This window comes from Paenibacillus sp. FSL H3-0329, assembly GCF_037963285.1.
Taxonomy (GTDB): Bacteria; Bacillota; Bacilli; order Paenibacillales; family Paenibacillaceae; genus Paenibacillus_AQ; species Paenibacillus_AQ odorifer.
In genome coordinates, this window is record NZ_CP150150.1 from 5,486,934 (window position 1) to 5,512,433 (window position 25,500).

At 45.5% G+C, this 25,500-nt stretch carries 16 protein-coding genes, 1 tRNA gene and 1 other annotated feature; of the genes, 7 read left to right on the forward strand and 10 right to left on the reverse strand.

Going from position 1 to position 25,500, the window contains the following annotated elements:
- Positions 1-9: 9 nt before the first annotated feature.
- Together tig and NSQ66_RS24310 are read right to left on the reverse strand one after the other, a co-directional pair.
- Positions 10-1,344 (reverse strand): trigger factor, encoded by a 1,335-nt coding sequence (tig, locus tag NSQ66_RS24305; RefSeq protein ID WP_036685045.1) that lies wholly within the window; start codon positions 1,342-1,344, stop codon positions 10-12.
- Between the two features lie 98 nt (positions 1,345-1,442).
- Positions 1,443-2,288, reverse strand: a complete 846-nt coding sequence (locus tag NSQ66_RS24310) for a hypothetical protein (protein ID WP_038573064.1) — start codon at positions 2,286-2,288, stop codon at positions 1,443-1,445.
- A gap of 279 nt (positions 2,289-2,567) precedes the next feature.
- Between NSQ66_RS24310 and NSQ66_RS24315 the strand changes: the two genes are divergently transcribed.
- A tRNA-Arg gene (locus NSQ66_RS24315) sits at positions 2,568-2,641 on the forward strand.
- Positions 2,642-3,612: 971 nt separating this feature from the next.
- On the opposite strand, the gene pstA is transcribed toward NSQ66_RS24315, so the two are convergent.
- The 4 genes from pstA to NSQ66_RS24335 all read right to left on the reverse strand — a co-directional run bounded on the left by pstA (position 3,613) and on the right by NSQ66_RS24335 (position 7,872).
- Complete coding sequence (gene pstA, locus NSQ66_RS24320) at positions 3,613-4,494, reverse strand: phosphate ABC transporter permease PstA (RefSeq protein ID WP_036685040.1); 882 nt, start codon at positions 4,492-4,494, stop codon at positions 3,613-3,615.
- On the reverse strand, positions 4,491-5,438 hold the full coding sequence (gene pstC, locus NSQ66_RS24325; protein WP_036685038.1) for a phosphate ABC transporter permease subunit PstC: 948 nt from the start codon (positions 5,436-5,438) through the stop codon (positions 4,491-4,493). The genes pstA and pstC overlap by 4 nt, the downstream gene beginning before the upstream one ends.
- A gap of 82 nt (positions 5,439-5,520) precedes the next feature.
- Positions 5,521-6,381 (reverse strand): phosphate ABC transporter substrate-binding protein, encoded by an 861-nt coding sequence (locus tag NSQ66_RS24330; protein ID WP_038573065.1) that lies wholly within the window; start codon positions 6,379-6,381, stop codon positions 5,521-5,523.
- A 54-nt stretch (positions 6,382-6,435) separates the two neighbouring features.
- Positions 6,436-7,872, reverse strand: coding sequence for a stalk domain-containing protein (locus NSQ66_RS24335; protein ID WP_038573066.1), 1,437 nt, complete (start codon positions 7,870-7,872; stop codon positions 6,436-6,438).
- Between the two features lie 579 nt (positions 7,873-8,451).
- On the opposite strand from NSQ66_RS24335, the gene NSQ66_RS24340 reads away from it, so the two are divergent.
- The 5 genes from NSQ66_RS24340 to NSQ66_RS24360 all read left to right on the forward strand — a co-directional run bounded on the left by NSQ66_RS24340 (position 8,452) and on the right by NSQ66_RS24360 (position 15,353).
- Positions 8,452-8,874 carry a hypothetical protein gene (locus tag NSQ66_RS24340; protein WP_212592232.1) on the forward strand — a complete coding sequence of 141 codons (423 nt, stop codon included), beginning with the start codon at positions 8,452-8,454 and terminating at the stop codon, positions 8,872-8,874.
- A 528-nt stretch (positions 8,875-9,402) separates the two neighbouring features.
- Positions 9,403-10,134, forward strand: a complete 732-nt coding sequence (locus tag NSQ66_RS24345) for an ABC transporter ATP-binding protein (protein WP_076106008.1) — start codon at positions 9,403-9,405, stop codon at positions 10,132-10,134.
- On the forward strand, positions 10,131-11,180 hold the full coding sequence (locus tag NSQ66_RS24350) for an ABC transporter permease (RefSeq protein ID WP_076142519.1): 1,050 nt from the start codon (positions 10,131-10,133) through the stop codon (positions 11,178-11,180). The genes NSQ66_RS24345 and NSQ66_RS24350 overlap by 4 nt, the downstream gene beginning before the upstream one ends.
- 57 nt (positions 11,181-11,237) lie before the next feature.
- A complete protein-coding gene (locus NSQ66_RS24355; protein WP_038573072.1) occupies positions 11,238-11,927 on the forward strand; it encodes a TetR/AcrR family transcriptional regulator in 690 nt (229 codons plus the stop codon).
- An 81-nt stretch (positions 11,928-12,008) separates the two neighbouring features.
- Positions 12,009-15,353, forward strand: a complete 3,345-nt coding sequence (locus NSQ66_RS24360) for a DEAD/DEAH box helicase (RefSeq protein WP_076142517.1) — start codon at positions 12,009-12,011, stop codon at positions 15,351-15,353.
- 73 nt (positions 15,354-15,426) lie between these two features.
- Here NSQ66_RS24360 and NSQ66_RS24365 read toward each other — a convergent pair whose 3' ends face one another.
- From NSQ66_RS24365 to NSQ66_RS24375, 3 genes are all read right to left on the reverse strand, one after another.
- A complete protein-coding gene (locus NSQ66_RS24365; RefSeq protein WP_141118624.1) occupies positions 15,427-16,656 on the reverse strand; it encodes an exosporium glycoprotein BclB-related protein in 1,230 nt (409 codons plus the stop codon).
- Between the two features lie 427 nt (positions 16,657-17,083).
- On the reverse strand, positions 17,084-19,294 hold the full coding sequence (locus NSQ66_RS24370) for a collagen-like protein (protein ID WP_339279441.1): 2,211 nt from the start codon (positions 19,292-19,294) through the stop codon (positions 17,084-17,086).
- 45 nt (positions 19,295-19,339) lie between these two features.
- On the reverse strand, positions 19,340-19,699 hold the full coding sequence (locus NSQ66_RS24375) for a hypothetical protein (protein WP_036687001.1): 360 nt from the start codon (positions 19,697-19,699) through the stop codon (positions 19,340-19,342).
- A gap of 248 nt (positions 19,700-19,947) precedes the next feature.
- Positions 19,948-20,166 (forward strand) — a binding site (T-box leader).
- 40 nt (positions 20,167-20,206) lie between these two features.
- On the opposite strand from NSQ66_RS24375, the gene argS reads away from it, so the two are divergent.
- Positions 20,207-22,072: an arginine--tRNA ligase gene (argS, locus tag NSQ66_RS24380; RefSeq protein WP_076142391.1), complete on the forward strand. Its 1,866-nt coding sequence runs from the start codon at positions 20,207-20,209 to the stop codon at positions 22,070-22,072.
- A 61-nt stretch (positions 22,073-22,133) separates the two neighbouring features.
- Here the strand turns inward: argS and NSQ66_RS24385 are convergent, their stop codons facing one another.
- Positions 22,134-25,478, reverse strand: coding sequence for a cellobiose phosphorylase (locus tag NSQ66_RS24385; protein WP_076142392.1), 3,345 nt, complete (start codon positions 25,476-25,478; stop codon positions 22,134-22,136).
- Positions 25,479-25,500 lie beyond the last annotated feature (22 nt).

The window sequence follows — 25,500 nt, forward strand, 5'->3', positions numbered from 1 at the left end:
TAAAATATCCTACTCAGCTTTAGTGTCTTCAGCAGCTGGTGCTTCTTCCACTGCTTCAACTTCTACACTATTGCTAACAAGGAAATCAATGGTTTTACGCAACGAAAGCTCTTCGCTCAAGCTGCCCAGTGAACCGTTAGCTGCCAAGATGCTGCGGATTTCTTCTGGAGTACGTTTGTAAGCTTCAGCCATAGTAGCCAACTCTTCGTTAACTTCTTCTTCGGAAACTTCAATGTTCTCTTGTTTTGCGATAACTTCCAATACCAGGTTGTTGCGAACGCGTTTTTCAGCATCGCCTTTCATTTGGTTCTGCAAGTCTTCACGAGTTTGGCCGGAGAAGCTAAGGAACATATCCATGTTCATGCCTTGTTGACGAAGACGAGTGTCGAAGTCACGAACCATGTTCTCAACTTCACTGTTGATCATAGCTTCAGGGATTTCAACTTCAGCGTTAGCTGCTGCTTTATCAACAACTGCATTCTCACGAAGGCCTTTCAGTTCTTCCTCTTTACGGGATTCGAGCTGAGCTTTCAGATCTGCTTTGTACTCATCCAAAGTTTCGAATTCACTTACATCTTTAGCGAACTCATCATCGAGTGCAGGAAGTTGTTTGCGTTTGATTTCGTGCAGCTTCACTTTGAATACTGCTTTTTTACCCGCAAGGTTCTCTGCATGGTATTCATCAGGGAAAGTAACTTCAACATCTTTGAAATCTCCAGTAGCCATTCCTACCACTTGCTCTTCGAATCCAGGAATGAAGGAGTTGCTGCCAAGCTCAAGAGAGTGACGTTCAGCTTTTCCGCCTTCAAACGGTACATCATCTACATATCCGTCAAAATCGATTACAGCGATGTCGCCGTTAGCTGCTGCTTCTTCTTCAACTACTACAAGCTCAGCATGACGTTCTTGCAGACGAGCAAGTTCAGCACTCAACTCTTCTTCAGTCACTTCAGCTTTTTGTACTGGAACTTCCAGACCTTTGTAATCGCCGAGCTTCACTTCAGGTTTAACCGTGATCTTCGCTTTGAAGATAAAGGATTGGCCTTTAGCGAATTGCTCAATATCAACTTCAGGACGGTCTACAGGGAAGATGTCAGTTTGTTCAACTGCTTCACCGTAAGCTTCAGGAAGAAGAATGTCGATTGCATCTTGGTACAAGCTTTCTACACCAAAACGGGATTCAAAGATCGGCCGAGGTACTTTACCTTTACGGAAGCCTGGTACGTTAGCTTTTTTAACGACTTTGTTAAAAGCTTTATCAAGTGCTGCTGTTACGCGTTCTGCGTCTACTTCTACTTCAAGAACTCCAAGGTTCTTCTCTATTTTTTCCCATGTTGCTTTCATATTATACTTTTCCCTCCAAAATATAGGTTCACAAGTTTACTTCAAATAATGATACAATCCACGCACAGAATAACCATTATATTATATACAACATTACTTTATTTATCAAGTAGAGAAGTCTTTACAAAACCCTTGAGAGCACGATAAGCTCCCTCAAATTGAAAGCGCATGCCGTCTGTGATGCCATACATTCCACGTGTCTCTTCCTCTTGTCGGGAGCCGTTTAAACTTTCAGAAACAAATTGGTGCAAAGCTCCTGCCCAAATATCCAGCAAAACGTCTTCGCCTTCCAGCAATTTCCGATATTCGTCCGACCCATAAATCGACATGATGAACTGACCCCAGAGCTCTTGTGCAAAATAATACAGCGTAGGCTCATGCACCTCAGCCTGCTCGGCTACCCGCTCCAGCACATGACTCACCTCCGGAGGAAAATCCTCCGTCTGCAGTGGCACGCTCTCGATCTCTACGAGTACCGTTTCATGTCCGCGAATCAGCTTCACTGTTCCCTGCATCCCACGCCGCTTAAGCGTCTGCAAGGTCCGAAATTGCAGCAGTGGATGAACATTATCCCCCTGCAACCAAGTGGTCAGCTCCTCGTCAACGCCGCCACCTTCCAGATAGGATAGCTGCTCTAGTGCAAGTATTGTCGCCTCAGACAGAGGTTCATTCATCACCCGCTGCAGCAGCTTTTTGGGATACCCCGCATCCTCGTTCATTTTGGATTTGGCCAAAAAGCGGGCCATATCCTCTTCCCTTAAATCTTCGTCTTCGGGGTGAACAGCTCCCTCCGCATCTCCATTCTGGGACGCGTAAGGAAATGCCGTTTCGAGCCATTCCAGCAGGGACCGCCATTCCTCGTAATTTCGCTCTTCCTGTCCTTGACACTGCAGCAAAAAACGAAGCAGCTCCATCGCTTCCCCGTAGCGTTCACTTTCCAGCATCACCGTCAGCTGGATTTGATAATAGTCCAGTGTCTTGGGGAAAAGGACGATATTCTCTTTGGTGGCGGGGGAATCCGAATGTTTAATGAGGGCACCTCCTTATGTCTACTTATGTGAATGGAATCCTAACCATTATAAAAGTTATTAATACCTTAAGCTTCTTCCGAAACTTAATAATTGTAGATTATAGCATACCCCGTACTCTTTTTAAAAAACAGCTTGAAAAAAAACACCCCATATGATATGATAATTCCTGCTTGCTTTTCTGCCAGCAACCATGTCCCGGTAGCTCAGCTGGATAGAGCATGCGCCTTCTAAGCGCACGGTCGGGGGTTCGAATCCCTTCCGGGACGTCATATAGAAACAGCCTTCCTTCGGGAAGGCTGTTTCTGTGTTCAGGGGAGGGGTTGGGTGGAGCTCAGGGAGTCACTGGGACGAATAGTCGACTGAACGACTGAGCTTAAAGATTCGCTGCTCTGGATTAGTTGAGTTTCAGAGATTAATGGAGCTTGGATTCGAAGCTCAGAACCTGATGAAAACTTAGCCTCGTCGGAGCTCAGGGTCCGATAAAGCTTAGCATTCGAAACTTAGAATTTGGTGAAAACCTGGGCCTCGTCGGGCTATGAGTCGATGGAGCTTAACTTTTGATGCTCGCTCGGACTTGGTCACACTTAGAACTCATTGGGGCTCAGGGTTCTGTGAAGCTTAGCAATCGATGATCAGTTTCTATGAGTCAGTACCACATCATACCCGCCGCATTAGAACATTACGGCTGCTTTTCCGGAGAAACGCAGCTACATGCTATCTAATTGCATTTTCTGCAACTAAAAGTACCCTTTTACCTCCAAAAATCGCTTTAATTGCATTTCATACACTTATATTCTCAGATTTACGCCTAGAATGGTCTTTTCACCATTTTTAACTGCACAAAGTACAATTAAACCCAAACAAACCTATCACCATCAAAAATAAGTGCATAAAGTGCAATTAAAAACCACTCTTATCACCACTACTCATCACTTATTACTCACCATCCACCAATCATTACTCATTACTCATTACTCATTACTCATTACTCATTACTCACTACTCACTACTCATCGAATATTAATATTCACATTCCCATTTCTGATTTTTAAATATGGGAACATTTTTAGCTCTCTATAAGCGTGGCCAATCTAATTACTCAAAAGACACGCGCATTAGCAATATTATCGAAGGATGAGACTATCCTGCTTATTTAATCGAGAATAAAAAAACTGTTCACGGCGTTTTCTTCCGCCGAGAGACAGTTTTTTATGCATGTTCTTCCTTTATAAGCGAATCAGCGCCCTTTGCGGCGATTTCCAAGCCAGAGCGGAAAACGGAAAGCAAAGTTAATAAACAAAACTACAAATACTAGTACTGCCGCTGATTTGTCAGCGATTTGCCGCGCATCTTCTACAATTGCCTCAGATTGTACATACCAAAGGTGTACGGCCAGGGTTTCTCCCGGCGAGAACAGATTAAAGTCCCACATTTCGCCCGAGGTACTGAGACCAGCGGTAAGGATAATAACCGCAGACTCCCCGAAGGCGCGTCCAGCAACGAGACAAATCCCAGTAACAATGGCAGACATTGCAACGGGTAGGACAACTGTGCGGATCACGTGGAATTTAGTCATGCCCAGTGCATATCCAGCTTCGCGCATCTCCCCAGGAACAGCACGGACCGCTTCCTCCGTCACACGTGCAAGCATAGGCAGATTCAAAAGCGCCAAGCTTACCCCACCGCCAAGAATCGTCAGACCGATCCCAAAATATTCAGCAAATATCGCAAGACCAAGCATACCGAATACAATCGAGGGAACCGAAGAGAGCGCCTCTACACATATACGCAGTCCGCCTGTAAAAGCATTATCCGGAGCGTATTCCGCCATATAAATCCCCGCTCCTAAACCGATAGGGACGGAAATAAGCAGCGAGATGAACAAAATATAAAAAGAGTTGAAAAGTACAGGACCGATCCCGCCACCAACGTCAATCTCTTCAGGCTGTTTGATCAGGAAATCAGGCCGCAGCGCTGGCAGACCTTTACTAAGAATCGTGAAGAGCAGCCAGAAGATTAGCAGCATGACTAAAGCCCCAAGCGTATAAAACCCAATAGTCGCGAGCTTATTGCGTCTCTGAGCACGCGCTGTATGCTTTGTACTTGCGAATCCGTTCACGCTGCATCCCTCCTTTTTCTACCCAGCACGCGGATGATCAGAATCAGTACAAAGGAAATCACCAGCAGAAGAAAGGCCATCATATGTAGGGCATAATTCCAGGTTGACTCAAACTCTACATTCGAGATTTGCATAACGATGTTACTAGTCAAGACCGAAGCAGGTGTAAATAAGGTTTTCGCCAACTGTGGTGTGTTTCCGATAACCATAACTACAGCCATTGTCTCCCCCACAGCACGAGTCATCCCGAGGATGACTGCAGAGATAATCCCTCTGCTAGCCGCAGGCAAAACAACACGCATAATGACTTGCAGACGGGTAGATCCAAGAGCGTACGCAGCATCCCGATATTTGCGTGGAACAGCGACAATAGCATCATCACTGATTCGGCAAATCGTTGGCAGGACCATTAATGCGAGTACGAGGGCCGCAGCCAGCAAACCATCACCCAAGCTCTCCCCACTAACTCTACGCAGGAAAGGAAGTAATACCGTTAAGCCTAAATAACCATATACTATAGAAGGAATACCAACGAGCAAATCGAGCACCGGGCGAATGAAGGTCTTCATCCACTTCGGAGCAATCTCCGCACAGAGAACGGCCATGCCTACCGAAATAGGAACTGCGATCAGCAGGGTCAAAGCTGTCAGTGAAAGTGTATTTACAATGAAGGCAGCAGCCCCAAAGGAGTCCTCTTCAGGCGTCCAGTTAAACGAAAAGAAAAAGTCCGCAGGCGAGAGATGACCAAACAGAAGCAGCGCCGTTTTGCCGATAAATAGGATTACAAGTCCAAGCACGAAACAAAGTGCAAGAATGCTGAATAAGAAATAAAAGCGGAATAATCGGTTGCTAAACATATGTCTACTGTGACGTTTGGAGTTGGCGCTAACTTCTGTAACGCCCTCCTTAACCTTAGTTGCCAGGTTGTGGACTGGTGCCCCCATACTTTCCCTCCTGTAAGCGGCCAACCCCGTATCAAAATCGGGGCTGGCCGCTGTTACCATTCAATATGATCTTCAGATGTTATTAACCCTTCATTGCTGCGATCGGAATGAATTTAAGCTTTTTCAGAGAACCTTGTTGGAACTTTTTGCTTTGTACGTATTCGATAAATTCTTTAGTTGCGCCAGTAGGCTGGCCTTTAGTCATGTAGTAACCATAAGCCCAAATCTTATAAGAACCGTTAATTACGTTGTCTGTAGTAGCTGCGATACCGTTGTGTTTCACTGCTTTTACGTCGCCACTTACATAAACAAGGTCGATATAACCGATGGAGTTAGGAGTAGTTCCTACTGCTGTTTTCATGTCGCCGGATGAACCTGTTTCTTTGTAGTTCTTAGCTTTTTTAACGATATCTCCGCCATCCAAAGCTTTAGCCTGATAGTTAACGCGGGTACCAGAACCGAATGAGCGAGTGATGACAACGATATCTGCATCTGCGCCGCCTACTTCTTTCCAGTTGGTGATTTTACCAGCGAAAATACCTTTAAGCTGTTCTGTTGTAAGGTTATCTACACCCACATTTTTGTTCACGATCGTGGCAAAAGGAATGACAGCCACTTTGTTCGCTACCTGTCCGTCAAAAGCTTTGAAACCTGGTACGTCGATGCTAGCATCCCAGTCGCAAGCGCCGATATCAGCGATGCCTTTTTTTACAGCTTGTGGTCCAGTTACAGAGCCTTTACCAGATGCTGCGATTTTCACTTTAGGATGCAGCTTTTGGAATTCTTTTGCCGCTTGCAACGTCAATGGAAGAAGTGCGGTCGAACCGTTAACGGTGATTTTGCCACTAAGTGAATCTGCTGCTGCTGCAATCCCTGCAAAAGATGCGGTTACCGCGATTACGGCTGTTAAAGCCGTTACTGTTAATTTCTTGAAGATTTTCATTGTACTATTTTCTCCTCTCGGCTCTAGGCCGTTAAAATATGTTTGAAATAATAATTATTTAGTCAGTTGCAGCCCTTTACCGCCTTGGATAACCCATACGCTGTCGCCGCTCACAATCGCAAGCTTGCTTCCGTCTTTAGATACAGATACTTCAGATACATCTTCAGCCGTACGGAACAGTTCGGTCTTTGCACCACTACCATCGATAGAATAGATCACTGTGCTTCCGTCTGCCGTAGTACCTGCCACTACCAAACCATTGCTTACGCCAGTGGACCAATTCACTTCGATATCAAGTGCAATATTAGTGCTGGTTGCGTCCGCTTTTACAAGCTTCAGGGTATTCTTCGCATTGCCGTCTGCATCTGCGCTCAGGTATGCCACATTTCCATCAGCCAAAATCTCTGGGTAAAGCTTGTTATCTGCTGTAGTTGTTAGTGCAGCTGGTTTAGCATCTTTTGTAGCCAAATCAAGCTTGTAAAGCTGCTCTCCTGCCGAGCTAAAGTCAACCGTAAGAGAATCTTCTGTGCTGTCTGCATCATTTTTAGCAACACCCGTCAAATTAACGATATAAACGGCGCTTTTTTCGTCAGCAGAAATACGCAGTTCGGATTTATTCTCAACCTTGTCAGCCAATACGGATTTAACATCACCAGTCTCTACTGAGATTTTAGCGATTTTTTCTTGCTTGTCTCCTTGGATGAAATAAATGCTTTTCCCATCTTTGGACCAAACCAGATCTGTCTTCACACTATTGTCGGTGCCTAGTGTTTTAACAGCTCCGCTAGACAAATTAATCAGATTCAGCAAACCTTTCTCATCATTAAAAGCTCCCCACTGTTGATCCGGCGATACTGCAAAGTCTACTGCACTGTCATTTGACGAAAACACTTCATAGTTACCTGGTTCTGTACTGAATTTGATAAGCTGAGTAGTTTCAGCATCACTTTTGTTCGCAATCAGGTTGCCAGCTGCCGTCCAGTGCAAAGTATCAAACAAACCTTCAGGACGTGCAAAGCTCAAAATCGTGCTAGCATCAGCGTCCAGCTCTCCACCTAATGCAGTAACTAACTTAGTAAGCTCTACATAGGTTTTACCGTTATAAAATACTGGAGCAACTGTGAACGATTCGGAATTACCATCTACTTGATAGCTCTTTGAGCCTGTTTTGAGTTGAACATTATGTAGTCCTTTGCTGTCATTAAGTTCAAACCCGCTTGTTCCCAGTACTACCTTAGCCCCAATTTCTCCAGCTACCTGAGTCAGCGAGTAAAGCTTGTAACCACTGCTGTTAATGGTGTTAAACACAATCGGCGTTCCGTTTACATTCCAAGTAGTTGTACCTTCTTTAACTGCTGTTGCAGCAGCGACTTGATTGGTAGCTACAGATTTTACATTACTGCCGGTGCTAGCTGCAGATACACTTCCAACGCCTACTGTTGCAAGAAGTGCTGAAGCCAACGTTGCGCTAATCCATTTACTGTTTTTCAATTAGATTCACCCTTTTCGTATAGGTAACTGCTAATGTCATTTTCGTCTACAATTGTCAATTCTGTTGCAGAGGAATGTAATGGAAATATTAACTAGTATTCTTTTTTTAAAAAACCAGGTAACCAAATGAACTAAGCAGCAAAAACAGCCTCTTTTCGTAAAAAGGTGCTCGGTGTGGCTGCCTTATTTAGTTGGAGAATTGTTTGGGATCTTGGGGTGACGTAGGGACAAATTTGATATTGCAGGCGCGTGGAGGGAACTTGTTGCTGAGGTGGGCGGGTGGAGTATATTGCGGAGTTCGCTTGGAGTGTGGGGGAAGCTTATTGAGGAGGTCGCTGGGCCACGTGGAGTATATTGCGGAGGTCGCTTGGGTGCGTGGGGGAAGCTTGTTATGTGGCTGCTGCTTACAATTTAAAAACTAACTGGTCTGTTGTGGCGCATTCTGCGTAAGGATCATCGTAGGAGATTCGGCTGATTGTACGGGATTTATACCGTTCTTTTGCTGATTTTAGCGGGATTGAGCTCATCGTACGGGATTTATACCGCTCTTTTGCTATCTTTTGCTAGATTGGGTACATTGTGCGGGATTTATACCGTTCTTTTGCTAACTTCAGTAGGATTGGGCTCATTGTGCGGGATTTATACCGTTCTTTTGCTAACTTTAGCGGGATTGGGCTCATTGTACGGGATTTATACCGTTCTTTAACTGACTTCAGTCGGATTGAGCTCATTGTGCGGGATTTATACCGTTCTTTTACTCATTTTAGCGAGATTGAGCTCATTGTACGGGATTTATACCGTTCTTTTACTAACTTTAGCGGGATTGAGCTCATTGTACGGGATTTATACCGTTCTTTTGCTAACTTTAGCGGGGTTGAGCTCATTGTACGGGATTTATACCTTTCTTTTGCTAACTTCATCGGGATTGAGCTCATTGTACGGGATTTATACCTTAGCGAAATTGAGCTCACTGTACGGGATTTATACCGTTCTTTTGCTTGATTTATTTAGACCATCCTTATTTAGTGGCATTTATGCCCTTCTTTTGTCTGGTTTAGGTAAACCCGTGTTATTTTGAGGCATTTATGCCTTTCTTTTAGCTGATTTAAGTGGATCGACGCCATTTAAGGGCATTTATGCCTTTCTATTACCTAGTTTAGGCGGACTGACGCTTTTTAGTGGCACTTTTGCCTTTCATTCAAATCATCTCTATATACATAGTAAAAGGACAAGTTGAATTAACAAACCTCAATTGGGATTAAGCTAATACTGTGGGATACATTTGTATAAAATATATGGTTTACAATTCCTAACTTTTGACGCAAGATAATGAGTGAGTACTCACTCATTATCTAATCAGAGTGTACAGAGCAGTATAATTCAGGAATATCTCAACACCTTCTACACCTTCTACACCTTCATCACCATCACCATCACCATCACCATCACCATCACCATCACCACCACCTTATCAGCAACATCTTCAACTCAAGCAAGTATCCCAGAACATTCAGAATCGAGGAGATAAACATGGGTTCAGAGGTTCCAGTTATTTCAGTGAGCCATGTCGGGAAAGCGTTTGGAGAGAAACAGGTGCTCGAGGATATTTCGCTTCAAGTGGAACGTGCGGAAACCTTTGGCATACTAGGGCCATCCGGCTCAGGAAAAACAACATTAGTGAAGCTGCTTACAGGTATCCATGAGGTAACCTCCGGCGAGGTGAAGATACTTGGCGTTACGATGCCTAAGCTGACTATGCTGCAACAGATTGGATATATGGCCCAGTCTGATGCCTTATACACGGAGCTTAGCGCGAAGGAGAATCTGGAGTTTTTTGCAGCGCTATATGGACTAAAGGGGGAGCAACGCTCCAAACGCATCACAGCCGTAATGGAGATCGTTAATTTACAAGATCATTTGCGAAAAAGAGTAGACCAATACTCCGGCGGGATGAAACGCCGCTTATCATTGGCGATCGCGCTGCTGCATGAACCGCCGTTGCTTATTCTTGATGAGCCTACAGTTGGCATAGATCCGGTGCTGCGGCTATCCATCTGGAAGGAACTAAAAGCGCTGAACCAGAAAGGCACCACTATTGTGCTGACCACGCATGTCATGGATGAGGCTGAAAAATGTGACCGGCTCGGAATGATCCGTGATGGCAAGCTACTTGCCGCCGACACGCCTGCCGGACTACTGCAAGCCACCGGTTCAGCTTCTATTGAAGAAGCCTTTTTATATTATGGAGGTGTGCGTTCATGAGAATCCGAGCGATCACCTTAAGGATTTTGCGGCAATTTATTCATGACAAAAGAACGATGGCATTAATGTTCATTGCACCACTCCTCGTTCTAAGCTTAATGAGCTTGGTCTTCAATGGTGACGCCTATGAACTAAAAATCGGTGTGTCCGGTGTACCTCTAAATATGTCAGCTGCGTTAAAAGAACAAAATGCCACCATCAAAGAATATGCCATCGCAGAGCTGGGAAAAGGCGCTTTAGTAGAAGGAAAAATTGACGCTTTGATCACTTTGAACGGAACCGCCGGAGATTCGCAAGTTACGCCTCAAGTGCTGCTAGAAGGTAGCAACCCTACAGCCAACAAGGCAGTAATCATGACGCTGCAACAAATCTCCCAGAAGCTTCTTCCAAGCACAAAGGAACAATTACAGCCGCAGATCAGCTATCTTTACGGTTCTGAGAATATGAAGACGATCGACCGTTTCGGTCCCATTATGATTGGCGTATTTGTTTTCTTTTTCGTATTCTTGATTGCAGGTGTATCCTTCTTAAGGGAACGAACCACAGGCACTCTTGAACGCCTACTTTCGACTCCATTAAAAAGATGGGAGATTGTGCTCGGGTATGTATGTGGTTTCGGCATATTTACCGTTTTTCAGGCGCTATTGATCTCATGGTATTCCATACAGATTCTTGGCATTATGATGACAGGCAGCTTTGGTTACGTATTGCTGATCACATTACTCCTATCGATGACAGCGCTGACGTTGGGCACACTGCTGTCGGCTTTTGCAGCCAATGAGTTGCAGATGATTCAGTTCATTCCGCTCATTATAGTGCCACAAATCTTCCTCAGTGGATTATTCCCGCTCGATACCCTTCCACTGTGGCTCCAGCGCGTTGGCCTCGCTACACCGATCTATTACGGATCAGAAGCTCTGATGGACATTATGGTCCGTGGCAAAGGATGGAGCGCAATTGCACTGGATGTCTATGTACTAATAGGATTTTCGCTGCTATTTATGCTGCTGAATGTATTGGCACTGCGCAAACATCGCAAAATGTAATTTCACAAAAGCTATTATCATTGAAACAAAATGAATCAAGCATGGAGGGTTATTGTAATGAAAGAGCAAGTTTCTACGGAACAAAATATAGAAGAGCAGTGGATAGAAGAGCTGCTGACCCTTGGCAAAGACGAGAAACTGACACCGAAGCAGATTTCTATTCTACAAGCGGCGATTGAGGTATTTTCCGAAAAAGGATACTCTGCGACTTCAACGAGTGAAATTTCTCAGAAAGCGGGCGTGGCGGAGGGAACGATTTTTCGCTATTACAAGACTAAAAATGATCTGCTGCTTGCCATAGTAGGTCCTACCATGAGTCGCATGCTTGCGCCTTTTGTGCTGCGGAATTTCAACGGCGTGCTCGATATGCCCTACGACAGCTTCGAAGAGTTCCTGAGGGCATTTATGATCAATCGGCTGGATTTCGCCCGCAAGAATTTTAAAATTCTTAAGATTCTTATTCAGGAGATTCCTTTTCAGCCAACAGTTAGAGCTCAGTTTGTAGAGAATATTCTTAGCAAAATACTGGAGCGCGTGATTGATATTGTTGAACATTTTAAAGAAAAGGGTGAAATCATCGAGGTGCCTACACCCACACTTATACGCTTCACACTCTCGTCTGTCGTAGGTTATTTGATGAATCGCTTGCTGCTGCAGCCAGATAAGGACTGGAATGACGAGGAAGAAATCAACCTGACGATCGCTTTTATCATGCATGGAATAAGTAAAGCAACACCCCCTATTTGATGCGCACGCCCGTTCTGTTATCATAAGTACTATATTAAATTCGGACTTTTCGAGATCAAGTTATGAGAAAGGAATTATGTTATGGGCTTTAGTGTATCAGAACGGGTTATCAAACTGCTGTGCGGCAAGTCTATTTTTGAAAAAGGATTAGCTTATTACCAAACTGAAAGTGTCGATATAATTGAAGTTGAAGAATACAATGTCTCCATTCCAGATTTGCCCCGCTCTCGATATGAAGCCATTGTTCAGGGGGCGATCGACTATGAAGTTATGGTGGTCATTGATATTGATGGGGATGTCCAGGCAGAGTGTAATTGTCCAGCCTACTCCCATGGGGGGCCATTCTGTAAACATATCGCGGCTGTGCTGATCAACGTTGACGCCCTTAAAACTGGCCGAGATCGTTCAGAGCTTACCGGAGCTTCGCACCTGTCTTCTATAGAAGATACTGAGATTCTAACCCCACGTATTTTTACTGATACTGCGCAAGACAACGGGGGAAAGTCCAGAGATCAACAGCTCGTAAGCAGCCTGCTGGGGATGTTCAGCAACCATACACCGCGTCCTAGCGGTACGGGGGCTTTTGTAGATAACAGACTTCCTCTAAATATAGAGTTTACATGCAAGCCGTTCACTTATAGTTACAGCCACACCATGCTGGGTATAGAAATGAAAGTCGGTCCAAAACGTCTATATATTGTTCAGAAAATAAGGGGATTTCTAGAAAGTGTACACCGCGGAGAATCCTTTGAGTTCACGAAACATTTTATCTATGATCCTGCCATTTACAGCTTCCGGAAGGAAGATAATGTTGTTCTACAGAAGCTGATTGATATTGTATTAAATGAAAAAATGTACCGCGATAACGTCACTCCTTACTCACCTTATGGGGGGAGTATTGGGGGAGATCGGTTGCTGGCCGTCCCTCCTTTTTTCTGGGAGTCGCTTCAACCTGCGCTTTCAGAGGTCTCGTCGGTATTTTTGCAACAAGAAGAGGTGCTATACGAAGGCATTTACGTGTCTAATGAGGCGCCTCCACTCAGCTTTGAGTTTGAACAGGCGGAAGAGGATGGATATCATCTGGATATTCAAGGACTTGAGCAGATTTCGGTCTTAGAAGATTACGGGATTGTACTATCTGAAGGTAAGTTGCTGAAGCTATCCCCTCAAGAATGTATACGCCTTGCTGAAATGAAAAAAATGCTGGATTCCTCCCGCCGAAATGGTATCGATATTGCCCCCGAGCAAATGGAGTCTTTTATGGACAAGGTTATTCCTGGTCTGAAAAAGCTGGGCAACGTCCATATCGCCGACTCCATTGCGGATCGGATTGTCCAACATAGGCTTATCGCGAGGCTTTATCTGGATCGTGTGAGAGATCGGCTGCTCGCCGGACTAGAATTCCAATATGGTGACATTGTGATCAATCCTTTAGATGAAAAAGCCCATGTTCGCGGGACGAGTTTGATTCTTTTGCGAGACGGGGAGGGAGAAGCTCGTATTCTGGAGCTGATGGAGCACGAATCTTTCGCTAAAACCGAAGGCGGATTTATTATGACAGACGAAGAGGGCGAATACGATTTTTTGTACCATACCATTCCGCTGCTGGAACCGCTACTTTCGGTTTATGCGACCTCCGCAGTCAAAGCAAGACTGTTCACGAGCACTACACCCCCAAAGGTGAGCATTAGTTGGAATGAAAAGACGGACTGGCTTGATTTTAAATTCGATATGGGCGGGATTCCAGAAGCTGAGATTGTTATGGTTCTGAAATCCCTGCAGGAAAAACGCAGATACTACCGCTTGCCTGATGGAGCCCTGCTACCGCTGGAGAGCGAGGAGCTTCAAGAAATCATTACCTTTATGAATGATGTAGGCATCCGTGAAGGTGAGATCAAAGGGGTGGAGTTTTCTCTGCCCGTTGTTCGTGGGTTACATTTGACCTCCACGGATGCTAAGAGTGACTCCATTAAGCTGGGCAGATCCTTTAAAAGGTTACTTGCGAACATGCGGAATCCGGAGAATCTTGATTTCCCTATACCTGACAGTCTGGTTCCTGTGCTAAGGGATTATCAACAGTATGGGTTTCAGTGGCTGAAGACGTTGGCCCATTACCGTTTTGGTGGTATTTTGGCGGATGATATGGGGTTAGGCAAAACGCTGCAAAGTATCGCTTTTCTACTGTCAGAACTTCCAGAGATCCGCCAGAATGGGCTGCCTGCCCTAATTGTCGCTCCTGCGTCTCTCACTTATAACTGGCTTAATGAGCTTAAAAAATTCACGCCAGAGATCAAAGCTGTCATTGCAGACGGTAGTCTAATTGAGCGCGGGCGGATTTTAAAAAATACAGCAAAAGCTGATGTAATCATCACCTCTTATCCGTTGCTCCGCAGAGATGTTCAGTTGTATGCCAAAAAGTCTTTTCATACCCTGATTCTCGATGAAGCACAAACTATAAAAAACCATACTACACAGACAGCCCAAGCTGTAATGGCGCTTCAAGCCCGGCACCGTTTTGCACTTACGGGTACTCCTGTGGAGAATGCGTTGGAAGATTTATGGTCCATTTTCGGCACCGTGTTCCCTGGGTTATTTCCAGGCAAAAAAGCTTTTCACGATTTACCAAGAGAAACGGTTGCGAAGCGGGCGCGTCCCTTTTTGCTGCGGCGCTTAAAGAGTGATGTGTTAAAGGAACTTCCGGACAAAATTGAGTCCGTACAAGCATGTGAACTGCTGCCGGAGCAAAAAAAGTTATATGTAGCTTATCTTGCCCGTTTGAAAAAAGAGGCGCTTAAGCATTTGACCCAAGATAGTTTCGGCAATAATAATCGGATCAAAGTTCTGGCGGGACTAACTCGTCTGCGCCAGTTGTGCTGCCACCCTGCTCTTTTTGTCGATGGATATGAAGGAAGCTCTGCTAAATTCGAGCAGCTGCTCGAAATCATAGAAGAATGTCGCAGTTCGGGTAAACGTATGTTAGTATTCTCACAATTCACAGAGATGCTGGGCCTGATTGGGCGTGAACTAGGATATCAGGGCATTCCATACTTTTATTTAGATGGTCAAACGCCTGTTTCTCAACGAGTAGATTTATGTAATAAATTTAATGAAGGAGAGCGGGATATTTTCTTAATCTCCTTAAAGGCCGGCGGGACCGGGCTCAACTTAACTGGGGCAGATACTGTAATCCTTTACGATTTATGGTGGAACCCTGCCGTCGAGCAGCAAGCAGCAGATCGGGCTCACCGGATCGGACAGAAAAATGTAGTACAAGTAATTCGTCTCGTCACCCAAGGCACCGTAGAGGACAAGATGTATGAGCTGCAGCAGAAGAAAAAGAACTTGATCGATGAGGTCATCCAGCCAGGTCAAGAAAGCTTGTCTACCCTCACAGAGCAAGACATCCGGGAGATTCTGATGATCTAAATAACAATGTTTGAGAAAAAATCAGGGATATCCCACAGCCTCTATGACTATCGGGATATCCCTTTTCTTCAGATTATGCAATTGTAACTCCTGCACTAGCGTAGCCAGCAACAGTAGTTGCAACGTCAATGCCAGCCGTGACCGTCGAAGTGAAGACCAACAACAAGCGTTCTCCCACAGTTACAGGAATGCTTAAGCCTGTGGTATTACCACTGCTAATAGTTCCAAGAGCAATTAATCCTGTAAGCGGAGGACTTAACGTAACTAAAGCCCCAGGTACTGCTGTGAAGGTATTGTTAGGTGTAGTAGATCTGTATAATTGAGCCGTGATTGTTACCGTAGAACCCACCAAACTAACGGAAGATGTCGCACTGAAATAGGCTGCCATAGACGTAAGCGTTCCTGTTCTAGGAACCGAGAACGCAAAGTTCAGCAAGGTTCCAGCCGCTCCAGTAAGATCTATAGTACCGCCTGTAATACTGATATTGGTCGCACTGCTACCAAAACCAACTGCACTTGAAGTATTCAAAAGACCCCCTAATACAGTGGTCATAGCAACTGGAAGTCCAGAAGAATATGGAATGATTGCGCCTGCGCCAGCAGTTCCTGTTGCTCCTGTGGCTCCAGCAGTTCCTGTTGCTCCTGTGGCTCCAGCAGTTCCTGTTGCTCCAGTTACGCCAGCAGTTCCTGTTGCTCCTGTGGCTCCAGCAGTTCCTGTTGCTCCTGTGGCTCCCGCAGTTCCTGTTGCTCCAGTTACGCCAGCAGTTCCTGTTGCTCCTGTGGCTCCAGCAGTTCCTGTCGCTCCTGTGGCTCCCGTTGCTCCAGCAGCTCCTGTCGCTCCCGTGGCTCCAGCACCTGTGGCTCCGGTTACGCCAGTACCTCCTGTCGCTCCCGTTGCACCAACGCTTCCTGTAGCTCCAGTAGCTCCAGTAGCACCTGTAATTCCTATATATTCTCCATATAATTCAGAGTAGACAAGGCGATGAGCAGTCACTAATTGACCTGTGCTGCTCTTCCCCCAAACTGAAATTTGAATGGGATCATCAATCGTAATAGGTGTTGTGAATAGAAATTCAAATGAATCAAAGTTTGCATAATAATCCCTATTAACCACTTGATTAGGAGCTAAATTAACCTGTTCACTTACATATAAAGTTCTTGTCCCATTCATATAATAGCCTTCGACTTGAACCGTTGACGGAGTATCATCACTCTGATTGACAATTTTAAGAGTAACAAGCTGAGTAGGTCTTACACCGCCTACCAGATTATTTTCTATAGGACCAGTAGATAGTTGACTCAATTTTCAACACCTCATTTTTTATGAATTTTAAAATACGCTTATTATTTGAATTGCGAAAATCAAACCAACCGAACAAAATCCTCCTCAATAGTTCTGTATAAAATATGATTCTATCTATAATCATTCCTCCCACCTACTCTAGGTTGATAATCTATGATCCTATAAAATTAGTTCATAATTTTTGGCTCTTTATAGTATTATTCTTATTTCGAATTAAGGTGTGGACATCCATTTAAAAACTACTGTTACACATATTTGATACATTATAGCAATCTGAAAATCCGTAATGGATTAATAGAAGAAGAACCTAATAAGCATCGCTCTAGTCAACTTATAACATATCGCCAACAAAACAGGGGATAACCCGAAAGCCATACTTACGGCTACCGAATTACCCCTGTTGTAAATACTGAACTCGAAGATAAACTTAAGTTAATTCATGAACAGACCAGACGATACCTGCTGAGTTCGCGCCACCCAAATTCAAAGGAACCGTCAAACCATTTGCCACATAGAACAAGCCAATCACATCACCTGCGGTTAATGCAAATTCTCCAGCCAGCGTCACAGTACCACTTCCCAAAATTGCTCTCAAATCTAATATAAGTGCAACATTCACATCAAGTACTGGGAACAAGCCACTTACCAGATTTGTTGCAGTAGGAGAAGTTCTCTGAACTACGAAAGCCGGATTAATTCCAGTACCAAGACTGACAGTGAGTGAGGCAGTTGTGGAGTAATTGATAGTCGCTTCAATCGAATATCTACCAGTTGTCGGAATAGTATAATTTCCCCCAACTTCGTCGAAGGACGGGCTATCATAAAAAGGTGTTGTCACAGTCCAGCCAGTTAATTGGGTAGATGTGGAAATTGCCAATGAGGGCTTAAAAGCAGAAAAACCTTCTTGTTGAATGTTCGGACCTGTAGCTCCAGTTACTCCGGTTACACCTGTTGCACCAGTAAGCCCAGTTGCTCCGGTTACACCAGATACTCCTGTCGCTCCTGTTGCCCCAGCTACTCCCGTTGCTCCGGTTATACCAGCTACTCCTGTCGCTCCTGTCGCCCCAGCTACTCCCGTTGCTCCAGTTGCTCCAGCTACTCCCGTTGCTCCGGTCACTCCAGCTTCACCCGTTGCTCCGGTGGCTCCTGTTGCTCCTGTTGCTCCTGTTTCACCCGTTGCTCCGGTTGCTCCAGCTACTCCCGTTGCTCCAGTCGCTCCAGCTTCACCCGTTGCTCCGGTTGCCCCAGCTACTCCCGTTGCTCCAGTCGCTCCAGCTTCACCCGTTGCTCCGGTTACACCAGCTACTCCTGTTGCTCCGGTTGCACCCGTTGCTCCTGTTGCTCCCGTTACTCCATCCGCTCCGGTTGCACCCGTTGTACCAGTTACTCCGTCTGCACCAGTCGCCCCAGTTGCTCCAGTTACTCCTTCTGCACCATCCGCTCCTGTTGCACCAGTCGCTCCAGTTGCTCCAGTTACTCCGTCTGCACCAGTCGCTCCAGTCTCCCCTGCTCCAGTTGCTCCCGTTGCACCAGTCGCACCAGTCACTCCATCTGCTCCTGTTGCCCCAGTCTCTCCTGCTCCGGTCGCCCCGGTTGCTCCGTCGGCTCCCGTTGCACCAGTCACTCCATCTGCACCTGTTGCACCTGTCTCTCCTGCTCCGGTCGCTCCCGTTGCTCCATCGGCTCCCGTTGCTCCTGTTGCACCTGTAGCTCCATCTGCTCCTGTTGCACCTGTCTCTCCTGCTCCAGTCGCTCCCGTTGCTCCGTCTGCTCCCGTTGCTCCTGTTGCACCTGTAGCTCCATCTGCTCCTGTTGCCCCAGTCTCTCCTGCTCCGGTCGCCCCGGTTGCTCCGTCTGCTCCCGTTGCACCAGTCGCCCCAGTTACTCCGTCTGCTCCTGTAGCTCCATCGGCTCCTGTTGCCCCTGTCTCTCCTGCTCCTGTAGCACCCGTTGCTCCGTCTGCTCCCGTTGCACCAGTCGCCCCAGTCACTCCATCTGCACCTGTTGCACCTGTCTCTCCTGCTCCGGTCGCTCCAGTTACTCCATCCGCTCCGGTTGCACCAGTTGCACCTGTAGCTCCATCGGCACCTGTTGCCCCAGTCTCTCCTGCCCCAGTCACTCCAGTGGCTCCATCCGCTCCAGTCACCCCGGTTGCACCAGTCACTCCATCTGCCCCTGTTGCACCTGTCGCCCCAGTCTCTCCTGCTCCGGTAGCACCCGTTGCTCCATCGGCTCCGGTCGCTCCTGTTGCACCAGTCGCACCGGTCGCGCCAGTTATCCCTTGCGTTACACCAAGCAATTCTGCATGTACAAGTCGATGGGCAGTCACAATCTGGCCAACGCTATTTTTTCCCCATACTGAGATTTGAATCGGATCATCTACCAGACTTGTAGTTGTAAAAATAAATTCGAACGCATCAAAATCGCCATAATAATCACGTGTTATAACTTCATTAGGTGCTACATTTATCAGCTCGCTTACATATAAAGTTCTTGTCCCATCCATATAGTATCCTTGAACAAGAGCCATTGATGAATCAATGTCACTTCGGTTATCAATTTTGACAGTAACATGCTGAGTAGGTCTTACACCCCCTACCATACTATTGTCTATCGGTCCGGTAGATAAATAACTCAATTTCTCATCACTCCTTTAACGTTAACTGTGTCACAAAAATAATTATTAAATTAATACTGCCTGCTTCTCCCACGCAACTATGCGATGAGGATCTACCAATGCCCCCGAGTTCTGTTTTCCCCAGACTGAAATCCCAACCTCTGCTTCAACTGCTTCTACTGTTGTAAATACAAATTCAAATGCGTCCAAGTCGGCAAAATAGTTCTTAGTTAAAACTTGATTAGGTGCTAGATTTACTGTTTCATTCACATACATCGTTCTTGATCCGTTAAGAAGGAAACCTTGAATAACTAGATTATAAGGATTAAGAGAATCCCGATTAACTACTTTTACGGTTACCAGTTGCGACGGTCTGACCCCTAGGATCGGGCTGTTATCTATAGGTCCAGTAGAAAAAATAGCCATGTTTTATTCACTCCTCCCTTCCACTACAATTTGAAAGATTAGTGGCTCCGTATAGTAATATTCCTTGGCTTGAGTTAGCGTGTGGACTGTTGTGCAAAGGAACAGCTGGTCCTATAACAAGACAGCCTTCTTTTTCCAAATTTATAATCTACTAAACTGATAATCTAATAACAAAGAGCAACCAAGATTGTTAAGAAGCTAACACTATTGCTTTTTATGAAATATTGGGTATACTGGTAAAAATTAATTAAGCATCGATGAGCGGGAGAGTAGTTAACGAGATCTAGTCCTCAGCGAGCCGGGAGAGTGTAAGCCGGTACAGATTTCTTTAATGAAGCGCACCCGTGAGATGGACTTCTGAATCTTAGTAGGAAGTCCCGGCTGAAGGCCGTTATCCCGTAAGGTGGCTGAACAACTTGTTCAGCAACGAGAGTGGTACCGCGAGCGCTAAAGCCCTCGTCTCTTTTGAGACGAGGGCTTTTTTGTATTTTCAAAGGAGGGTATACCATGTTAAATCAAATCATCAAAGACGGAATCGAGCACAGTGTACACCGTGTATTCAATACTTTAGGAGCTGACTATCCAGAGGACATTGCCATTCTGATCGAACAGCCAGCAAATCTAGAACATGGTGATTATTCATGTAATATCGCTATGCAGCTAGCCAAAACTCTACGTAAATCCCCAATGGTCATAGCAGAATTAGTGAAAGCAGAACTTCAATTCAAAGGGCGTTTCGCCGGTCTATTGCAAAAAGTTGAAGTCGCTGCTCCCGGATTTATCAATTTGTATATGAATTGGCAAAGCTGGGCTGAACATTCCTTTGAACTGCCTGCCAGCACTGGGGAAAAAGTCATCATCGAGCACACTTCTATCAACCCCAACAAAGCCGCTCATGTAGGTCATCTAAGAAACGCCTGTATTGGCGATACTCTAGTCAGAATTATGAAAAGAACTGGGTATAACGTAGAGGTCCATAACTACATTGATGATCTCGGCAATCAGCTGGCGGATACAGTTGTTGGATTATTAAATATACCTTTAGAAGGGGAACATCAACGTTTCGGTGATTTTTGCTGGGATCTTTATGCCAAAGTGAACAAAGAATATGCGCTGAACCCTGAGATGACACACAAGCGCACAGATATACTGCACTCCCTTGAACAAGGTGGCGGCAATGAAGCCTGGCTGGGCAACCTTGTAGCTGAACGTATCGTTAGAGAGCATGTAGAGGAAATGAAACATTTTGGGATTTATTATGATTTGCTGGTATGGGAGAGCAGTATTTTAAAAGAGGGATTTTGGGCAGCCGCAGCTGAGCTACTGAAGCAGACAGCCGTTTTTGTACAAGAGACTGAAGGTAAACTCGCAGGCTGCTGGGTGCTGAAGCAAGGAACAGAGGCTAACATTGGAGCGGATTCAGAGGAGCATCATCTCGATAAGGTGCTGGTGCGTTCGAATGGGATTTTAACGTATACAGCCAAAGATATTGCCTATCATCTCTGGAAATTTGGTCTTTTAACCAAAGATTTCTCCTATAGCGAATTCTCGTCCGGTTTATGGACAACAGGATTAACTGGAACCCAAGAGTCTTATGGGCAGGCGGACAGAGTCATCAATGTGATTGATTACAGACAGGAATATCCACAACAGATGGTTAAGCAAGCCTTAGGGGCACTAGGTTATAACGAGCAAGCAGACAAACTCCATCATGTGAGTTATGGTGTTGTATCTCTTAGTCCCGCCTCGGCTGCCGAGCTGGGTATAGATATTTCAGAAGGCAAATCTTCTTATGCTATGTCCGGACGACAGGGAATCGGGATTAAGGTAAGCGATCTGGTGGAACTCATGGAACAGAACATCGAACACTCACGTTCCGATAAAGACGGCCTCTCCAGCCGAATGATTGCCACTGCTGCGATTCGCTACTATCTGCTACGGTTTAATTTAGGAACGGAAATCGTGTTTGATTTCAAACAGGCTACCGAAATATCCGGCAATACCGGAGTTTATCTGATGTATACTTTTGCGCGTGCGACAAGCGTTTTGAGTAAAGCTACGATCCCAATCCTTACAGCTGCCGCACAGCTTCAGTTCCCTTCCAAGTTGGAAAAAGCAGAGCTTGCGCTGCTAAGACAGCTAAGCCTCTGGCCGGAGATATTACATTCAGCAAGTATAGAGTTAACGCCAAATACGCTCTGCACTTACGCCCATACCCTAGCTACCCTGTTCAACAACTTCTATTCTGTATGTCCAATTCTAAAAGGCGATTCAGCCACGATCGAATTCCGCCTCTGGCTCACTTCAAGATTCAAGGACATCTTGGGAGATGTGCTCGAAGTGCTTGGGTTACCGACACCGAGCCGAATGTAAAAAACACAAAAAAAGGGCAATCTCCGCGCTTAACGCGGAGATTGCCCTTCTATATATAATGTTACTTATAAATCTCTATCACATTTCCAGCTTCCGTGCTGAGACGGTCAAAGTCCGCACGCTTGATGCGAACACCACCGCTACGATAGCGGTTAGGTGTACCTTCTGTTTGCACTTCCGTACCGTTGATAGTAATTCGACTGATCTCACGACCTGTAAGATGATAGATAAAATCTACCTTAGTGCCTGCATATTCAAAGCTAAAGTGCATTCCATCCAGCGATTCCGGCAGAATCGGGTCAACAATTAAGTCTCCACCTTCCGTACGGATCCCCAGTGCATTCGAGATTAACTGGTTCATATAGATCCCAGGACCGCTGGAATAGATTCTCCAGCCACCTTTAACAGCTACGTCACCATTGCGCAGTTTATCGAAATTCTCCTGTGCCTCATAACGGGTGTTAAATTTACCATCCGAGCTACTGAAATAGGAGTTAGCTTGACGTAGTTCAGCGTTTGGCACCACATCGCGGATTCCGATCGGATTAATCGCTGCCAGACCCTTCCAGACCTGATCGGTTTTACCGAGCTTGGCCATAGCCTCTACATAACGGATATGTGCATGCACATACTGAAGTCCAATTTCCCGGCCAAAGTTAGCCGCTTGCTCCGCACGTTTGAAATGAGTGCTGACCCCGCCAACATATTGAGCTGGACGATTCATCAGACGTACACCGTCAGGGCAGAATAGTTTATCCTGAATGACATCATAGTGTGCTTCGGCCTGTTCCGGAGTAAGCAGCTCACTGATCATACTGCGCGTCATTGGCAGCAGACGGTACTGGATACCTGTTTCTGTGTCACTTGGGTGCACCATAAGCTTAATCTGCTCAGGGTCCTCCATATACAGGAAGCCAGGAATCACTTCGGATTGAAGCATATGAGTATGGAAATCCTTACGGATTCCTTCCACCATCGCCTTCAGTTCCTCTGCCTCAGCTTGATCAACTGAACGAAGTACCTCTGAGAACTGATTAAGTGTCTGATAGGTAAGCGCCACTGTCCAGCTGCTAACCATATACTGCTTCAGCTGTGGATTTGCAGGCTGGAGTGTATCATCCCAGTCTCCATCACCGTAAGAAGACAGATGTGTGTCATGCAGGAAATGATCCTTAATATAAGCAATTTCCTTCCGCGCATGATCCAGCAACGTCGCTTTTTCTTCTGTAAAGTCAAAGCTGTGCTTACGGGTATACGGCACTGTTGCTCCCAAGATGCTGTAATCCTGAGTTACTGCCAAGTAGTCTCCAAGCACCTTAAGCGGCCACACAATAATATCTCCATGGCTCTCTTCTTGTTGTATCTTCGTGTATTTATCAAACATGAACCATTGTGGCCAGTTGCCATCATCTTCATATTGATGACTATACAGCGTCAGCAAAATTTCACGAACCTGTTCGTATTTTTGCGTAGCCATGAAATATTCCACAGGTCCCTGACATACATCCCGTGTTCCCCAAGCAGCGCCACCATATTGCTCTAAACCATGTGGAACCGAATAGTGAACCAGCATGTTATGTGTGTACCACCAAGTCAGAGCGTTAACCTTAAACAGTTCACCTTCTGTTCCGTCCCCAAGCGTCAGGCGGAATCCATTCATCACACCAGCATAAAACGCGCGATAAGCAGAAATCTCTTCCTCAGCTGAACGATTTCTTGGAGCAAGTGACTTACCATCCAGAAGGCCTTGAATATTCAAGGTCCATTCACTGCTGGCAGACAGCTCCAGTACTGCTAACGGTGCTTCAGTTGGTTGAACAGGAGAGACAAGTCTACCTTCATCCTGCAGAGTTAACTCCGCACCCTGTACCTGTAATTTATACTGTAAGTCAGGATATTCACCAGCACTTAGTGCGCTTCTGTCAGCCGAGAAGATTACTGCTCCACCTTCTTGCTTAGCTTGATATGGAAGCTCGTATTCGTTAACGTTCATGGTGATTTGATTAGTGACTAAATAACGATAAGCTCGTCCGCTTTCCGAACGCACATTCAGGAATATCTCTGGCGAATCTTCGGTGGTGTAGTTCGTAATAATGAAGCATTCACCATCTGTTCTGTAATACCAACGAGCATAGTTGAAGCCAACCTCAAATAGAGAAGGCATGGTCAGCAAACGATATTCACCGTTCCACTCTACATAAATGCGTTGTCCTGAAGCTTTTGGAATGTTAAGCGCATTTCTTGGATTGGACATTAGCTTGTTAAAATTGGTATTTCCAATTACCACCTGGGAGTTAAAGATCCCGTACATATAAGAAGTTGTTGTGATGACCTTATCATTAAGTCGAGCGTTATCCCCACTCATCAGGATATGACCGTGTGGCCGTTCTACGCGCATTTCTTTCTCTTTTAATACTACGTGCTCATAATTCTCCGTGAAAAAGGAAAGTAGTGTGTCTCCTTCTCTCTCCTCCTGATAACGAACCGGAAACAAGACCTCGATCTCTTTCTCTGTCAGCGAATCTGCAGCCAGCGGTGCTCCCAGCTCCTTCGAGAAGAAAGAACGTTCAAGTGCTGCTTCAGCTTCTAAAGGTAAATCTTTAACAGCGTCCCAAGCCGCAGCAATATCATTAGCAAATTCTAGCGCAGTGATCGCTTCTGGATGATCTTGCTTAAACAATCCGTAGAACACAAACCGTGTTTCCCCGCTCAGCTTCACCCGTTCCGATTGCAGCGCAGTATATGCGAATTCATATTGATAGATTTCATTACTTAATTGCTCACGACCCAAGCTCTCTGGTTGGTTGGTTTCTTTATAGGACAGTCCAAAGAATTGAAAACCATCTGTTGAGAAGCTCGTTGCCTTGGTAAGTGAACCCTGTTGCAGATATGGGAATTTCCCGCCCTGTGGCTGATTCTGTCTAGAGCAAACAACGTACCCTTTGGATTGATCCTCAAATACCGCATGATCGATATACTGTGACAAGTAAGCTTCATTACTGCGGACAGCGGCGATATCAGCAATCCCTACATCCTGTCCGTACACGAGATCTACCTCTGCATTTTGTCCAGTAAGCTTCACATCCCAGAACCAAGCTCCTCCTGCAGTAGGGGTGAAAATAACTTGATATTCTATATTTTCCGCAGTACCTTCCCAAACCAAACGGTTTCCAGCCTTACGTACAGTGCTTGAAGAATGAATGCCAAGCAAAGGAATGGCTTGAATGTTTCCATCATTGTGCACTCGCAAATATAGATTGGATAATGAGCCGTCCACAATGCTTGGCAGCAATTGATTGATCATTGTCCGTTCGTAAAGGACTTGGAACAAGTCCCCGCTGTTTGTAAAAGTGAAGGATAGATCCCCGGCGTTTAAACGGATGTTAGTATTCAAATTAGTAGTCATATTTTACACTTCCTCCATTACG

Bases quoted from the DNA above. Each gene is read 5' to 3' on its own strand.
- tig (WP_036685045.1), bottom strand. From the start codon at position 1,344: ATGAAAGCAACATGGGAAAAAATAGAGAAGAACCTTGGAGTTCTTGAA.
- NSQ66_RS24310 (WP_038573064.1), bottom strand. From the start codon at position 2,288: ATGCTGGAAAGTGAACGCTACGGGGAAGCGATGGAGCTGCTTCGTTTT.
- pstC (WP_036685038.1), bottom strand. From the start codon at position 5,438: ATGGGGGCACCAGTCCACAACCTGGCAACTAAGGTTAAGGAGGGCGTT.
- NSQ66_RS24330 (WP_038573065.1), bottom strand. From the start codon at position 6,381: ATGAAAATCTTCAAGAAATTAACAGTAACGGCTTTAACAGCCGTAATC.
- NSQ66_RS24345 (WP_076106008.1), top strand. From the start codon at position 9,403: ATGGGTTCAGAGGTTCCAGTTATTTCAGTGAGCCATGTCGGGAAAGCG.
- NSQ66_RS24350 (WP_076142519.1), top strand. From the start codon at position 10,131: ATGAGAATCCGAGCGATCACCTTAAGGATTTTGCGGCAATTTATTCAT.
- NSQ66_RS24355 (WP_038573072.1), top strand. From the start codon at position 11,238: ATGAAAGAGCAAGTTTCTACGGAACAAAATATAGAAGAGCAGTGGATA.
- NSQ66_RS24360 (WP_076142517.1), top strand. From the start codon at position 12,009: ATGGGCTTTAGTGTATCAGAACGGGTTATCAAACTGCTGTGCGGCAAG.
- NSQ66_RS24375 (WP_036687001.1), bottom strand. From the start codon at position 19,699: ATGGCTATTTTTTCTACTGGACCTATAGATAACAGCCCGATCCTAGGG.
- argS (WP_076142391.1), top strand. From the start codon at position 20,207: ATGTTAAATCAAATCATCAAAGACGGAATCGAGCACAGTGTACACCGT.
- NSQ66_RS24385 (WP_076142392.1), bottom strand. From the start codon at position 25,478: ATGACTACTAATTTGAATACTAACATCCGTTTAAACGCCGGGGATCTA.